A 14,532-nucleotide genomic window follows, 5' to 3' on the forward strand; every position below is an offset into this window, starting at 1 on the left:
GGTCCGACCGGCCGGGCCACCCGACGGATACCGGCGGTTACAGGGTGACCTGCCGGCCGCCGAGGGTCACCACGAGCCGTCCGTCGGCGGCGAAGGACCACCCGATGGCCCCGGTGTACGACGCGCAGCGCGAGCCGTTGCTGCCGGTCCAGAACTGGTTGGAGCTGTCGCTGTTGCCGACGATCTTGTCGTTCGACCCGCTGCCGCTGCGGCACGAGGTGTTGTTCCGGAACACCGAGCTGCCGCCGTCGAACGAGAAGTTGCGCTCGGTGTTGTCGATGCCGAGGTTGTTCGAGACGGTCATCGAGCCGAGGTTGCGGTTGTAGGTGAAGCCGTGCTTGCCGTTGCGGAAGGCGATGTTGCGCCGGACGATGTGGTTGACCCCGATGTCCTCGCCGCCGAGCTTGTAGCCGTTGCGGTCGCCGTTGCCGTTCTGGGTGCCGTTGCTGAGCGTCCCGTTGTTGTAGGCCAGGGAGTCCTCGATGGTCACCGGGCCGATCGGGCCGGTGTCGGTCTTGGTGTAGAGGTCCCAGCCGTCGTCGATGTTGTTGTGGGACACCGCGTACCGGAAGATGTTGCCGGTGCCGACGGTGAGTTTCGCGGCGAAGCCGTCGGCGTCCTCACCGTCGGAGTCGGCGTTGTCGTGCGACTCGGCGCTGAGCACCAGGTTGTTCGACGGCCACTGGTCGCGGGGGGTGCTGGAGGCGATCCGGGAGAGCTGGAGGCCGCTGTCCCGGTTGAACCGGGTCACCGTCCGCTCGATGATGTTGTTGCTGCCGCCGACGAAGATCCCGTTGTCGCCGGCCCGCTCCACGATCAGGCCCTGGACGTGCCAGTACGACCCGTTCAGCGCCAGCCCCCGGTTGGCCGGGTCCTCGCTCATCGCCGAGAAGTTCAGCACCGGCTTCTCGCCCGGGTAGGCGAACAGCTTCTTGCGGGCGCTGGCGGTGCCGTTGTTGCCCGGCTCGATGGTGACGGTCTGCGCGAGCTGGTAGGTCCCGGCCCGCACGTAGATCGTCCCGCCGGCGGGGATGCGGGTGATGGCGGCGGCGAGGGTGGTCGGGTTCGCCTGGGTGCCGGCCGCGCCGGCGCTGCCGTTGGTCGCCACGTACAGGGTGCTGCCGCTCGGCGGCGGGGTCGTGGGTGGCGGGGTGGTCGGCGGGGGCGTGGTGGGCGGCGGGGTGGTCGGGGGTGCGGTGGTCGGGGGCGGCGTGGTGGGTGGCGTCGTCGTCGGGGGCGCGGTGGTGGGGGTGGTGCCGCCGCAGGCCACCCCGTTGACCGCGAAACCCGTCGGGGTCGGGTTGCTGCCGGTCCAGGTGCCGTTGAAGCCGAACGTGACCGTGCCGTTGGTGCCGACGGCGCCGTTGTAGTCGGCGTTCGCCGCGCTGACGGTGCTGCCGCTCTGGCTGAACGTGGCGTTCCAGCCCTGGTCGACGCGCTGCCCGGCGGTGAACGACCAGGTGGCCGCCCAGGAGCTGATCGGGTCACCGAGGTTGGTGAGGGTGACGCTCGCGGTAAAGCCGCCGGACCACTGGCTGGCCACCGTGTAGTCGACCCGGCAGCCGGCGGCGGCCTGGGCCGCGTTCGCGGTGACCACCGCGCCGGCGGTGGTGAGCGCCGTCGCGGCGACCGCGGAGATCCACCACGCCGTACGGCGCTGGCGAAGGATCATGGTTCTCTCCTGTGGATGTGGTGAGGGAGCCCGCGCGCAGGATCGGCGACACCGGTGCCCGGCGGGGGCGGGGCGGGCGGGCCCGCCCTACAGGCCCGTCACGGGAGGGATCGCTCGCGCCGGATCAGCCCGGATCGTCGGGCGCGAGGTGTTGCCGGCGGGACGACCGGGGCCGTTCCCGACACGCTGACCAGTCAGTACGAGCAGGTAAGCGCTTTCTTTGCCACGGTACTGACCGTTCTCGATGCCGTCAATCGGGCGGCGGTCCGCCTCCACCCTGGGGAGGAGGCGGCCTCCGACCGGAGGCCGCGACCGGGGCTCCCGGTCGGACGCGGTCGGGCCGCCGGCCGACGAACGTCTACAGGCATGACTGACGTGATGTCCCGGGCGGCCCGACGGCACCGCCCCCTGGTTCTGCTCACCGCCGCGATGGCGGTGCTCGCCGTGGTCACCGCCGTCGGCATGCTCGCCGATCCACGGGTGCTCACCGGCGCGCCGATCTGGCTCAAGCCGTTCAAGTTCTCGGTGTCGTTCGTGCTCTACGCGGCCACCCTCGCCTGGATGCTGGCCCAGCTGCCCCGCCGCAGCCGGGTCGCGGAGTGGGCGGCCGGCGTGGTGGTGGCCACCGCCCTGATCGAGATGGTGGTGATCGTCGGACAGGTGCTGCGCGGCACGACCAGCCACTACAACGAGACCAGCCCGTTCAACGCCGCGCTCTGGCAGGTGATGGGCGCGGCCGTCATGGTGCTGTTCGTCGCGCACGTCGTCGTCGCCGTCACCCTGCTGGTACGGCGGGCCGGGGACCGGGCCACCCGGTGGGCGATGGGATTCGGGCTCGGCGTGTCCGCGTTGGGCATGCTGGTGGCGGTGCCGATGACCCAGCCCGGCCAGGCACCGGCCGACGCCGGGATCAGCGGGGCGCACAGCGTCGGGGTGCCCGACGGCGGGCCGGGGCTGCCGATCCTCGGCTGGAGCACCACCGGGGGCGACCTGCGGATCGGGCACTTCGTCGGGCTGCACGCCCTGCAGGCGCTGCCGATCCTGGCCTTCCTGCTGCGCCGCTACCTGGGCGGCTGGCTCGACGAGCGGGACCGGGTCCGGCTGCTGGCCGTCGCGGGCACCGGGTACGGCGTACTCACGCTGCTGTTGACCTGGCAGGCGCTGCGCGGGCAGCCGCTGCTGCGACCGGACCTGACCACGCTGGCCGCGCTGGCCGCCCTGGTGGCCGCGACCGCGCTCGCCGTGACGGCGGTGCTGGCGTCCCGGCGTCGCCCGGAACTGGCGCTGGCCGCGTGACCACCACCCACCCGGCGGGCCCCGCGCCGGCCCCCGTTCCGTAGGCTGACCGGCGTGGCCTGGCTGGGACGGCTGTTCGACACGCGGGACACGCTGGTACGGATGGTCCTGCTCGACCTCAGCGGCCTGTGCTACCTCCTCTTCGGCAGCAAGACCGGTCAGCCGCCGACGGGTCGGCAGTGGGCGCTCGCGGTGGCCGCCTTCGCCGTCGCGCTGCTGGCCCACCGCCGGCCGCTGCTCAACCTGACGGCGCAGACGGCGCTCCTGGCCGCGGCGATCGTCGTCCTCGACGACACCACGATCAACCAGGTCGGGGCGAGTTGGGCGCTGCTCGAGGTGACCATGCGGTCCCGACATCCCCGTACCGGCTGGTGGGCGGCCGTGGGGTTGACCGTGGTCGCCGCGTTCGACCCGTCCGGGCACACCGGCCGGGGGGTCGCCGGCACGGTGTTCGGGCTGCTGGTGGACGTCGGCCTGCCGCTGCTGATCGGCACCGTGGTGCGGACCAACCGGGAACTCGGCCGGCAGGCCGACGAACGGGACCGGGCCGAGCACCTGCACCGCGAGTCGGAGCAGCGGGCGGCGCGCGCCGACGAACGCAGCGCCATCGCCCGGGAGCTGCACGACGTGGTGGCCCACCACGTGGCCTCGATGGTGCTGCGCGTCGGCGTCGCCCGGCACGTCCTCACCGACCTCGACCCCCGGGTGGGTGCCGTCTTCGACGACGTGCACGCCACCGGGACGGCGGCGCTGGCGGACCTGCGTGGGCTGGTCGCGGTGCTGCGGGATCCCGAGGTGGCACACGGCGACGCGACGTTGACCGCGATCGAGCCGTCGGCGCTGCCGGCCGCGCTCGGGGCGGCGGTCGACCGGGCCCGGCAGGCCGGGGTGACGGTGGAGGCGGACGTCGCCCCGGCGGTGGGCACCCTCGACGCGGTACGCGGACTGGCGGTGCTGCGGTTGACCCAGGAGGCGCTGACCAACGTGGTGAAGCACGCCGGAACGTCCGCGCGGGCGCGGCTGACCGTGTCGGTTGTCGACGACGCCGTGCACTGGGAGGTGGCTGACGACGGGCGGGGCTGGGCGCCGACGGCGGTGCCACCCGGTGGGGGACACGGCCTCACCGGCATGCGGGAACGGGTCGAGGTGCTCGGCGGGCGGCTGGACGCCGGCCCCCCCGGCACCGGGTGGCGGGTCCGAACGGTGCTGCCCGCCGTGGCGTCGACCGACACCGGCCCGTCCCCGGCAGCCGGCCCACCCCCGGGCGGGACGACCACCCCGCCGCCCGGTTCGGGCGGCCCGTACCCGGCGCGGCGGTCGTGATCCGGGTGCTGCTGGTCGACGACCAGCACCTCATCCGCGCGGGCCTGCGCATGCTCTGTGACGCGCAGCCGGACATCGAGGTGGTCGGCGAGGCCGACAACGGCCGCGACGCGGTCACCCTGGCCGCCCGGCTCGTGCCCGACGTGGTGGTGATGGACCTGCGGATGCCCGGCGTCGACGGGATCACCGCGACCGGCCGCATCCTCGCCGACCGGCCGGCGACGCGGGTGCTGGTGCTGACCACGTTCGGCGACGACGACCACCTCTATCCCGCGCTCACCGCCGGGGCCTGCGGGTTCCTGCTCAAGGACGCCCCGCCCGGCGACCTGGTCGACGGGGTGCGCCGGGCCGCCGCCGGGGGTAGCCCGTTCAGCGAGGAGGTGCTGCAACGGCTGGTCCGGCGGGCGGTGCACGCCCGCGCCGAGCCGCCCCGACCGGTGGCCGGGCTGACCGCCCGCGAACAGGACGTGCTCACCCTGGTGGCCGAGGGGCTGTCGAACACCGAGATCGCCGACCGGCTGCACATCGGCGTGACCACGGTCAAGACCCACATCACCAGCCTGATGACCAAGACGGACAGCCCGAACCGGGTACGCCTGGCGCTGTTCGCCCGGGGCGGCTGACCGCACACGCCCGCGCCGCCCGCCCCGGGCCGGTGTCGGTCGGCCCGGCTATCCTGCGCGACGCCGGGGCGTCCCCGGCGGGCTCGGGTGGGGAGGTCGGGGTGACGGTCGGGAAGTCGGACCCGGTGGCGTTTCAGGGGGCCGTCCGCGCGGTGGCGCAGGAGACGGGCACGGGCCGCATCGCCGCCCTGCGTGACCTCGGTGAGCTGGTGGCCGGGAGCCCCGGGCTGCGCCCCGGGGCGGTCGCGGCGCTCGCCGACGGGCTGCGGGCACCGGTGGGGGTCGACGGGTGGGACGCCGACGCCCGGCGGGAGGCGGGCCGGGTGCTGGCCACGCTGCTGCGCCCGGCGGCGCAGACCCCGGCCGGGTCGGCGGACCCGGGCGTCGACCCGGAACCGCCGCCCGCCGTCGACCTCGACCTGCGGGCGGCCACCCTGGTGGATCTCGACCTCGCAGGCGCGGTGCTGGGTGCGGCCCGGTTCGCCGACGCCCGGTTCCTCGGGGTCACCTCGTTCGCCGACGTCCGGTTCACCGGTGTCGCCGACTTCGCCCGCGCCGTCTGGCGCGGCCCGGTCCGGTTCACCCGGGCCCGGTTCCTCGACCATGCCACCTTCGGTCGGGCCCGGTTCCGCGCCGACGCCGACTTCACCGCGGCCCGGTTCGCCGCGTTCGCCTGGTTCGGCCGGGGTGAGGACGAGCTGTGGGAGGACGACCCGGCCTGGGAGACCATCGAGGAGACCTCGCCCGCCCCCTGGGACGAGCCGAACGAGGACGACCCGCACTGGCCGGTCGCCGTGCTGATGGGTGACTACCAGGAGTGGAGCGAGGGCGGCGACGGCGCCCGGTTCGTCGGGCCGGTGTCGTTCCGGCAGGCCCGGTTCGCCGGTCCGGCCTGGTTCTTCAAGGCGCGGTTCGCCGCCGCCGCGTCGTTCCGGTCGGCCCGGTTCGCCGGTCCGGTCCACCTCGACCAGCCCACCGTGGACCTCGCCGGCGCGACCTGGGTCGACACTGCCGACGACGGCCCGGTGTGCTGGCCGCTGGGCTGGACGCCGGCACCGGCCGGGCCGGACGGGGCGCAGCTGGTGCCCGACGACTCCGTCCGGCCGTACGCGGGCCAGCTCGCCGACGCCGACCCGGACGTGCGCCGGGCCGGGCTGACGGTCCTCGCCGACCTCGGCGATGCCCGCCCGGAGCTGCGACAGCGGGTGGTGGACACGATCTGCGGCTACCTGCGGATGCCGCTGTGGTTCGATCTGGCCGCCGCCCGCACCGACGGGCAGGCCGCCGAGCTGGAGCTACGGCGCACCGCCCAGCGGCTGCTCGCGGCGCGGCTGCGCCCGTCGACGCCCGCCCCGGGCGGGCCGCCGCACTGGGCGGGGATGGACCTCATGCTCTGCGGGGCCACCCTGGTCGACCTCGACCTCGGCGGTTGTCACGTCGGCCACGCCGATTTCACCGGCGTCCAGTTCCACGGCGACACCGGGTTCGCGGGGAGCGTGTTCACCGGTGCGGCCTTCCGGCTCGGCGGCGGCGACGGGCGGGCGTCGTTCCACGGTCCGGTCAGCTTCGCCGGGGCGCGGCTCGACGGTCGGCGCGGTGTGCGCGAGGTCCTCGGCGAGGTGGCGGGTCGGGCCGGGACGGTGCTCGACGAGGCGGTGTCACCCCCGGGGTGAGCGTCGCCGCGTGGCCCGGTGCGCAGCGGGCCGGTTGTCGTGCGGTCGCGTCGTCCCCGTCGGGGTCAGCCGGTCACCCGGGCGACGAACGCGGCGACGTTCGTCGTCAGCCGCTGGACCTTCTCGGCCGTGGTGAGCGACTCCTGCATCCGGGCACCGGGGCCGGGGTCCTTGCGTCCGCGTACGTAGAGCGGGCAGGCGAGGTCGGTGCAGAGGTAGGTGCCGACCGAGTTGCCCTGCTGCCCGGCTTTGCCGGCCCTCGGCGCGACCATCAGGCTGACGCCACCGGCGGGGGAGGTCAGGCAGATCGCGCACAGGCCGCGCGGCGGCTGCCGGGTGGTCGGGGTGGGGCAGCGCAGCACCAGGGCGGTCCGCCGGCCGTCCACCTCGGTGACCAGGTAGGCGCGGTCGGGGGCGCGGGGGTCGCGCCAGCCGAGGTAGTCCAGCTCGGGCCAGGGGCGGTCGGCCAGGTCGCGGGGGACGTACAGCCGCCTGCTCTCACCCTTGGTGCAGTTGACGAACGCGGACCGGATCTCCTGCTCGGTCAGTGGTTCCATGACGGCAACGGTAATTTGCCTAAACCCTTTAGGCAAACCCATCATGAGTGATGGCACGTGCGGGCTTGACCACCGACCGTCTCACCCGGGCCGGCGCGGAGCTGGCCGACGAGGTCGGCTTCGACCGGGTGACCCTCTCGGCGCTCGCCCGCCGCTTCGACGTGCAGGTCGCGAGCCTCTACGCACACGTGCGCAACTCCCAGGATCTGCGGACCCGGATCGCCCTGCTCGCCCTCGACGAGCTGGCCGTCCGGGTCGCCGACGCGCTCGCCGGGCGGGCCGGCCGGGACGCGCTGGCCGCCCTCGGCGGCGTCTACCGCGACTACGCCCGCGCGCACCCGGGCCGGTGGGCCGCCGCCCAGCTCAGGCTCGACCCGGCCACCGCCGCCGCCAGCGCCGGCAGTCGGCACGCCGAGCTGACCCGGGCCATCCTGCGCGGCTACGACCTGCGCGAACCCGACCAGACCCACGCGGTACGGCTGCTCGGCAGCGTCTTCAACGGCTACGTCAACCTCGAACTGGGCGGCAGCTTCGACCACAGCGCCCCCGACACCGGGCAGAGCTGGACCCGGGTCCTCGACGCCCTCGACGCCCTGCTGCGCCACTGGCCGGCGCCTGAACCCCGGCGCTAGCGTCGGGCCCGCAGGACCCGTACGCCGATGGCGACCGCGCCGATGACCAGCAGGCCGCCGAGCAGTTGGAGCCCGGGGGAGTCGTCGGACTCGCCGAGCACGACACCGGCCACCCCGACGGCCAGGAGCACGGCGGCGGCGAGGGCGAGCAGGTGCCTCACGGCGTCGGCTCCCCGTCGTCGACGAATTCGAGCAGGTCGCCCGGCTGGCAGTCGAGCACCCGGCAGATCGCCTCCAGCGTGCTGAACCGCACCGCCTTGGCCCGGCCGTTCTTCAGCACGGCCACGTTCGCCGGGGTCAGCCCGACCCGCTCGGCGAACTCACCGACGCTCATCTTGCGTTTGGCCAGCTCGACGTCGATGCGTACGACGATGGGCATCAGATCACCGCTTCCATGTCGGAGCGCAGCGTGGTGGCCTGGCGCAGCAGCGCCCGCATCACCACCATCAGCAGTCCGAGCACGGTGGCCCCGACGGACAGCAGGAACAGCAGCATCGGCAGGCCGGGGTCGTCGGCGTGGAACCCGACGTAGAGGAACACGCCCACCAGCGTCAGCCAGCCGGCGGCGACCGCCCAGACGATGGCGTCCACCCAGACCAGCGCGGGTTCGCTGAAGATCCGGTCGTGGCGGACCAGGGTGAGCAGCCGCCAGGTGGCGACGATCACCACCTGGACGCAGAGCACCCAGAACACCGTCACGGCGGTGGCCGGCCAGCGCAGGTACGCCTGCTCGGGTGCTTCGCGCGCCAGGTGGGCGAACTGGCCGGGCAGCGACATGGTCTGGAACAGCACCAGCACCGCGAACAGGACCACGAGAAAGACTCTGAGGGCGGTGACCGCCCAGCGTGCCGTCGTCATGTATCGACTATCGCTCGCAACCTATCGAAAGTCAATCGGTTACCGGCCACTCGTGGACCGGCAGGTTGCTGTGCATCAGCTCGACGTACTGGCGGACCACCTCGCGCAACGCCTCCGGCCGGTCGAGATGGTCGGCCGACTCCAGCCGGTGCAACGTCGCCACCTGCCAGCTCGCTCCGTTGCGCCCGGTCAGGCAGCGCTGCTCGATGATGCCCAGCAGCCGGTCACGTTCGGCCGGGTCCACCCCCCACCGGTCCAACCCCTGGTGGGCCAACGGGAGCAGCCGGCGCAGCACCAGCTCGGTCGCCGGCAGGTAACCCAGCCCCGGCCAGTACACCTGCGCGTCGATGCCGTGCCGGGCGCCGCTGGTGAAGTTCTCCTCCGCCGCGCTGAACGACATCTGCGACCACAGTGGCCGGTCGGACTCGGCCAGCGCCCGGACCAGCCCGAAATAGAACGCGCCGTTGGCGATCGTGTCCACCACCGTCGGCCCGGCCGGCAGCACCCGGTTCTCCACCCGCAGGTGCGGGCGGCCCTTCCACACGTCGTACACCGGGCGGTTCCAGCGGTAGATGGTGCCGTTGTGCAACCGCAGCTCGGCCAGCCGGGGCACGCCACCGGCGGCCAGCGTCTGCGCCGGGTCCTCCGGGTCGCACACCGGCAGCAGCGCCGGGAAGTACCGCACGTTCTCCTCGAACAGGTCGAACACGCTGTTGATCCACCGCTCCCCGAACCAGACCCGTGGCCGTACCCCCTGGGCCTTGATCTCCTCGGAGCGGGTGTCGGTGGCCTGCTGGAACAGCGGCACCCGGGTCTCGCGCCACAGCTCCCGGCCGAAGAACAACGGCGAGTTCGCGCCCAGCGCCACCTGGACCCCGGCGATCGCCTGGGCGGCGTTCCAGTAGCCGGCGAAGTCGGCCGGACTGACCTGGAGGTGGAACTGGGTGCTGGTGCACGCCGCCTCCGGGGTGATGGTGTCGGCCGTGGTCGCCAGCCGCTCCACCCCGGTGATCGCGATCCGCAGGTCCTCGCCCCGGGCGGCGAAGATCTGCTCGTTGAGCAGCGCGTAGCGCGGATTCGACGACAGCGCCCCCGCGGTCAGGTGCCCCGGCTCCAGGGTGGGCAGGATGCCGATCATCACCATGTGGGCCCCGACCGTGCGGGCCTTCTCCTCCGCGGCGTTCAGACTGGCTCGTACGTGAGACTCGAACTCGGCCGTACCGGTGCCGACGAGCCGCCGGGGCGCGACGTTGATCTCCACGTTGAACTGGCCCAGCTCGGTCTGGAAACTGGGATCGGCGACGGCGGCGAGCACGTCGGCGTTGCGCATCGTCGGCCGGGAGTCGTCGTCGACCAGGTTCAGCTCGATCTCCAGGCCGGTCATCGGCCGCTCCACGTCGAACCGGGACTCCCGCAGCATCTCGGCGAAGACGTCCAGACACCGGCGGACCTTCTCCCGGTAGCGGGCCCGGTCCTCCCGACTGAACGTGCGCGCTCCGACTTCCTCGCCCATGGCCACCGCCCTGTCACCGTTGGTCCCGACAAACCTCGCACGTCCCCGGCGAACCGGGAAGACCCGAAGGACCCCTTAGGTACCCACCGGCGACCCGGGTGATCCCCGTCGCCCGCCGCCCGTCGCGGGACGTGCGGCGACGGTGGCTGGATAGCATGGCGCGATGCGCGAGAAGACGACCCGGCTGTTCGTGGCGGCGGCGATCGCCGAGGCCTGCTCCTGGCTGGCCCTGCTGGTCGGCATGGCGGTCAAGTACGGCCCGCCGGGCAACGAGATCGGCGTGCAGGTCTTCGGGCCGATCCACGGCGCGCTCTTCGTCGCGTACGGCCTGCTGGTCCTCGCCGTGGCCCGGCTGCACCGGTGGTCGCTCGGGGTCACCTTCGTGGCCCTGGTCTGCGCGGTGCCGCCGTTCGCCACCCTGCTCTTCGAACGCTGGGCGGCCCGCCGGGGCCTGCTGCGCAGCACCGCGCCGCAGCGCCCGCTGACCCCGGTCGGCTGACCGCCCCGGGTGGCCCACGGCCGCCCGCCGCCGGCCCGGCCCCGGACCGTCGGGTCGGGTGGCGGCCGGCCGGGTGGCCTCAGGTGAGCACCACGGCGGCGGCGACCAGCAGCACCAGCACCGCGCCCAGCACCGCCTGGATCAGCAGCGGCGGGCCCAGGTGGCTCCACACCGTGGCGGTACGCGGGGTGAGCACCTGCGCGGTGGTCAGGTTGACGATCCGTTCGATGCGCGGCGGCAGGTCGACGTCCTGCGGGCGCAGGGTGAGCTGCACCCAGTCGGACGGGTGCACGGCGCTCTGCGGCAGGTGCCCGTGCAGCTCGACCTCGTAGAGCTGGCCGTTGTCGTCGCGCAGCCGGACCGGGGTGACCAGGAACTCCGGCCCCTTCTTCAGGTCCTTCCACGTGCGGCGGGTGCCGCCGCCGGCCTGCGAGAGCGCCGCGCGCACCAGCAGCACCAGCAGGCCCGCCACGCTCGCCGCGGTCAGCACCGCCACCAGCACCGGCTGGCCGATCCTGACCTCGCGGGTGTAGCCGTCCATGAACCGGACCACCCGCCCGGTGAATATCCGCTGCGTGGGGCGTATCACCCGATTGCGGAGATCGCTGTCCATGTTCACCACCGAGAGTCCCGTTCCGTTCACTGATGGTATCCGTCTTCCGGGTCGAATGACATGAATGAACCGGCGGTCACGTCACCCGGCCCGGCCGAGGTGACATCCCGGGCGGCGCGGGTAAGCGGGCGGCCGAGCCGGAAAGGGGTCGAGCATGCAGCTGTCCTTCCTGCACCAGCTCTACGACCGTCCCGGGCCGTGGTGCTCGGTCTACCTGGACGCCTCCCGGGACACCCAGGACGCGCGTCCGGCGCTGGACCTGCGCTGGCGGGCCCTGGCCGGGCAACTCGCCGCCGACGGCGCGGACGAGCCGACCATCGCGGCGCTGGACCGCGTCGTGCGCGGCCACGACCCGCTGCCGGGCGACTACGGACTCGCCGCGTTCGCCAACCGGGGCCGGGTGGTGCTCGCCGAGTACCTCGCCGCGCCGCCCCTGCGCGACCTGGCCGCGTACGCCCCGCTGCCGCACGTCATGCCGTTGCTCGCCCAACGCGGGGAACAGGTCGCCTGGGTCCGGGTGCTCGCCGACCGGACCGGCGCGGACGCGGTCGCGGTCAGCGCCGGCGGGGTGCCCCGACGGGCCCACGTCACCGGCCGGCAGAGCTACCCGCTGCGCCGGGTGCAGCCCGGCGGCTGGTCCCAGTCCCGCTACCAGCGGGCCGCGATGGAGGCCTGGCACCACAACGCCGGGGACGCCGCCGCGGCCACCGCCGAACTGGCCGACCGGGTCGGCGCGGACGTGGTCGTGGTCGCCGGGGACGTCCGGGCCACCGGGATGATCGCCGCCCAGCTACCGGCCCGCTGGCAGGACGTGGTGGTCCGCACCGACGCCGGCTCCCGGGCCGGCGGCGCCGACTCGGCGGCGATGGACGACATCACCGTGCAGACCATCGCCGAGGTCGCCGACCAGCACGTCACCGCCACGCTGGACCGGTTCGGCACCCAGGAGGACGTGGGCGCCGGGCTGGACGCCGTGGTGGCGGCCCTGCAACGCAACCAGGTCGACACCATGCTGCTGGTCGACGACCCGTCGGCCGTCGGCGAGCTGTGGATCGGACCCCGGGCCACCGACATCGCCACCGCACCCGACCAGCTCGCCGCCGTGTCCGACCCGCAACGGGTCCGGGCCGACGCGGCCCTGGTCCGGGCGCTGGTCGGTACCGACGCCGACCTGACCGTCCTCGGCCCCGACGAGGCACCCGACCTGGCCGACGGTGTCGGCGCGGTGCTGCGCTACGTCGACCCGGCCACCCCGGGACGCGACCGTGGCTGACCGCACGGTCGCGCACCTGGTGGTGGAGCGGCTGCGGGCCTGGCGGGTGCCCCGCGCCTTCGGCTGCCCGGGGGAGGCGATCGCCCCCGTGGTCGAGGCGCTGGACGCGGCGGGCGGGGACCCGGAGTTCGTCCCCGCCCGGCACGAGGAGAGCGCCGCCTTTATGGCCACCGGGCACGCCAAGTTCACCGGCGGCATCGGGGTCTGCCTGGCCACCCAGGGCCCCAGCGCGGTGCACCTGCTCAACGGCCTGTACGACGCGAAGCTGGACAGCAAACCGGTGGTGGCGATCGTCGGCGAGGACGTCACCGGTCCGCTCGGCGAGGTGCACGAGGAGATCGGACTGACCCGGCTCTTCGGCGACGTGTGCCACCAGTTCGTCCGCTACGGGCGTACCCCGGAACAGGTGCCGGCCCTGCTCGACCAGGCGTTCCGGACGGCCGCGGCGACCCGTAGCCCGACCTGTGTGGTGCTGCCCCGGGCGTTGCAGGAGGCGGCCGTGCCGCAGCTGCAACCGCACGCGGCCGGGGTGCTCACCGCGACGCCCGGGGAACCGCTGGCCCGGGTGCTGCCGCACCAGGCGGACCTGGACGCCGCCGCGGCGCTGCTCACCGTCGGCCACCGGGTGGCGATCCTGGTCGGGCAGGGCGGCCGGGGCGCGGCGGAGCAGATCGTGGCGCTGGCCGACCGGCTGGGTGCCGGGGTGGCCGCCTCGCTGCTGGGCAAGCCGGTGCTCGACGAGCGGCTGCCGTTCCACACCGGGGTGCTCGGCGAGGTCGGTTCCACGGCCGCCGCGCAGCTCATGGGCGGCGCGGACACCCTGCTGATGGTGGGCACGAACGACCCGTGGACCGACTACCTCCCGATGCCCGGCCAGGCCCGCACCATCCAGATCGACATCGACGGGCGACGCATCGGCACCCGGTACCCGGTGGACGTGCCGCTGGTCGGCGACGCCACCGAGACCCTGCGCGCGCTGCTGGGCCAGGTCGCCGACCGCCCCGACCGGCAGTGGCGGGCCACCGTCGAGGGCGCCGTCGACAGGTGGCGCGCGGAGGCCGCCGGGCACGCCGCCCTACCGGCCGAACCGGTCAACCCGCAACTGGTCCTGCGGGAGCTGTCGGCCCGGCTGCCGTACGCCGCGTCGGTCGCCGTCGACGTCGGTTCGGTGCTCTCCTGGTACGCCCGCCACCTGCAACTGCCGCCCGGGGTCGACGCGCAGCTCTGCGGTGCCCTCGGCTCACTCGGCTGCGCCCTGCCGTACGCGCTCGCCGCTAAGCTCGCCCGCCCGGACGTCCCGGTGCTCGCCCTGCTCGGCGACGCCGCGATGCAGCTCAACGGGCTCGCCGAGCTGATCACCGTGGCCCACCGCTGGCAGGACTGGGCCGATCCCCGGCTGGTGGTGCTGGTGCTCAACAACCGCGACCACTCCGGGCTCGGCGACGGCCGCTGGACGCCGGGCGTGGCCGGTCGGCGCGCCGACGTGCCGTACGCCGGCTGGGCCCGGCTGCTCGGCCTGCACGGCGTCCGGGTGGACCGGCCGGAGCTGGTGGGTGCCGCCTGGGACGAGGCGCTGGCCGCCGACCGGCCGTGCGTGCTGGAGGCGGTGGTGGACCCGGCGGTGGCCCCGACCGCGCCGGAGCTGGCCCTGGCCGACCTGCGGAGTCTCGTCGCCGACGGGGACGCCACCCGACGCATCCGGGACCGGATGATGGCGGCCGAGCGGCAGATCGTCGAGGCCGAGGACCTCGTTTAGCGCCGCAGCCCCAGGGCATCCCTGAGCTCAGCAGACACCAGGGAGGCGCGATGTCCGTACCCACCGACCGCCGTTACGGTCCGGCGTCGCTGCCGACGCCGCGCGGCCCGGTCTCCGGCGCGCTGGTGGCGGCGTTGCACCGACCGCCGCACGACCTGCCGGCCGGGCTCGCCGGGACGCTGGCCGGCGACGGCCACCCGGACCCGCTGACCGACGAGGACCGGCAGCTCACCCTCTTCCTCTG

15 protein-coding genes and 1 pseudogene are annotated in these 14,532 nt (G+C 74.2%); 9 read left to right on the forward strand and 7 right to left on the reverse strand.

From position 1 onward, the window contains the following. Positions 1 to 37: 37 nt before the first annotated feature. Entirely contained in the window at positions 38 to 1,672 is a 1,635-nt protein-coding gene (locus tag ACOJTC_RS07275; RefSeq protein WP_420116260.1) for a cellulose-binding domain-containing protein, read from the reverse strand. Positions 1,673 to 2,038: 366 nt separating this feature from the next. Here ACOJTC_RS07275 and ACOJTC_RS07280 point away from each other — a divergent pair, with 366 nt between their 5' ends. From ACOJTC_RS07280 to ACOJTC_RS07295, 4 genes are all read left to right on the forward strand, one after another. After that, positions 2,039 to 2,968, forward strand: coding sequence for a hypothetical protein (locus tag ACOJTC_RS07280; protein ID WP_420116261.1), 930 nt, complete (start codon positions 2,039 to 2,041; stop codon positions 2,966 to 2,968). Between the two features lie 54 nt (positions 2,969 to 3,022). After that, positions 3,023 to 4,291, forward strand: a complete 1,269-nt coding sequence (locus ACOJTC_RS07285) for a sensor histidine kinase (RefSeq protein WP_420116262.1) — start codon at positions 3,023 to 3,025, stop codon at positions 4,289 to 4,291. Then, entirely contained in the window at positions 4,288 to 4,914 is a 627-nt protein-coding gene (locus ACOJTC_RS07290; RefSeq protein ID WP_204924551.1) for a response regulator transcription factor, read from the forward strand. Before ACOJTC_RS07285 ends, ACOJTC_RS07290 begins: the two co-directional genes overlap by 4 nt. Positions 4,915 to 5,015: 101 nt before the next feature. Then, positions 5,016 to 6,587, forward strand: coding sequence for a pentapeptide repeat-containing protein (locus ACOJTC_RS07295; protein ID WP_420116263.1), 1,572 nt, complete (start codon positions 5,016 to 5,018; stop codon positions 6,585 to 6,587). 65 nt (positions 6,588 to 6,652) lie between these two features. Here the strand turns inward: ACOJTC_RS07295 and ACOJTC_RS07300 are convergent, their stop codons facing one another. Continuing rightward, entirely contained in the window at positions 6,653 to 7,144 is a 492-nt protein-coding gene (locus ACOJTC_RS07300) for an FBP domain-containing protein (RefSeq protein WP_204924549.1), read from the reverse strand. A gap of 65 nt (positions 7,145 to 7,209) precedes the next feature. Between ACOJTC_RS07300 and ACOJTC_RS07305 the strand changes: the two genes are divergently transcribed. After that, positions 7,210 to 7,776 carry a TetR/AcrR family transcriptional regulator gene (locus ACOJTC_RS07305; protein ID WP_420116264.1) on the forward strand — a complete coding sequence of 189 codons (567 nt, stop codon included), beginning with the start codon at positions 7,210 to 7,212 and terminating at the stop codon, positions 7,774 to 7,776. On the opposite strand, the gene ACOJTC_RS07310 is transcribed toward ACOJTC_RS07305, so the two are convergent. From ACOJTC_RS07310 to ACOJTC_RS07325, 4 genes are read right to left on the reverse strand one after another with little or no spacing between them, the layout of a single operon-like run. Continuing rightward, positions 7,773 to 7,937: a hypothetical protein gene (locus ACOJTC_RS07310; RefSeq protein WP_420116265.1), complete on the reverse strand. Its 165-nt coding sequence runs from the start codon at positions 7,935 to 7,937 to the stop codon at positions 7,773 to 7,775. The genes ACOJTC_RS07305 and ACOJTC_RS07310 overlap by 4 nt on opposite strands. Further along, on the reverse strand, positions 7,934 to 8,155 hold the full coding sequence (locus ACOJTC_RS07315; RefSeq protein ID WP_088645242.1) for a helix-turn-helix domain-containing protein: 222 nt from the start codon (positions 8,153 to 8,155) through the stop codon (positions 7,934 to 7,936). The genes ACOJTC_RS07310 and ACOJTC_RS07315 overlap by 4 nt, the downstream gene beginning before the upstream one ends. Beyond that, positions 8,155 to 8,634, reverse strand: a complete 480-nt coding sequence (locus ACOJTC_RS07320; protein WP_420116266.1) for a DUF2975 domain-containing protein — start codon at positions 8,632 to 8,634, stop codon at positions 8,155 to 8,157. The genes ACOJTC_RS07315 and ACOJTC_RS07320 overlap by 1 nt, the downstream gene beginning before the upstream one ends. 31 nt (positions 8,635 to 8,665) lie before the next feature. Continuing rightward, entirely contained in the window at positions 8,666 to 10,147 is a 1,482-nt protein-coding gene (locus tag ACOJTC_RS07325; RefSeq protein WP_420116267.1) for a glutamate--cysteine ligase, read from the reverse strand. A gap of 163 nt (positions 10,148 to 10,310) precedes the next feature. Between ACOJTC_RS07325 and ACOJTC_RS07330 the strand changes: the two genes are divergently transcribed. Then, the gene (locus tag ACOJTC_RS07330; RefSeq protein ID WP_420116268.1) at positions 10,311 to 10,646 is read left to right on the forward strand and encodes a DUF3817 domain-containing protein; all 336 of its coding nucleotides are present in this window, start codon (positions 10,311 to 10,313) and stop codon (positions 10,644 to 10,646) included. 79 nt (positions 10,647 to 10,725) lie between these two features. On the opposite strand, the gene ACOJTC_RS07335 is transcribed toward ACOJTC_RS07330, so the two are convergent. Beyond that, positions 10,726 to 11,268 carry a hypothetical protein gene (locus ACOJTC_RS07335; protein WP_420116271.1) on the reverse strand — a complete coding sequence of 181 codons (543 nt, stop codon included), beginning with the start codon at positions 11,266 to 11,268 and terminating at the stop codon, positions 10,726 to 10,728. A 145-nt stretch (positions 11,269 to 11,413) separates the two neighbouring features. Here ACOJTC_RS07335 and ACOJTC_RS07340 point away from each other — a divergent pair, with 145 nt between their 5' ends. The 3 genes and pseudogenes from ACOJTC_RS07340 to ACOJTC_RS07350 form a co-directional block, all read left to right on the forward strand. Continuing rightward, positions 11,414 to 12,532: a Vms1/Ankzf1 family peptidyl-tRNA hydrolase gene (locus tag ACOJTC_RS07340; protein WP_420116269.1), complete on the forward strand. Its 1,119-nt coding sequence runs from the start codon at positions 11,414 to 11,416 to the stop codon at positions 12,530 to 12,532. Beyond that, positions 12,525 to 14,288: a thiamine pyrophosphate-binding protein gene (locus ACOJTC_RS07345; protein ID WP_420116270.1), complete on the forward strand. Its 1,764-nt coding sequence runs from the start codon at positions 12,525 to 12,527 to the stop codon at positions 14,286 to 14,288. Before ACOJTC_RS07340 ends, ACOJTC_RS07345 begins: the two co-directional genes overlap by 8 nt. Positions 14,289 to 14,338: 50 nt before the next feature. Further along, positions 14,339 to 14,532: pseudogene (locus ACOJTC_RS07350) on the forward strand (iron-containing redox enzyme family protein); the annotation flags it as partial.

This window comes from Micromonospora sp., from assembly GCF_048594385.1.
GTDB lineage: Bacteria > Actinomycetota > Actinomycetes > Mycobacteriales > Micromonosporaceae > Micromonospora > Micromonospora wenchangensis.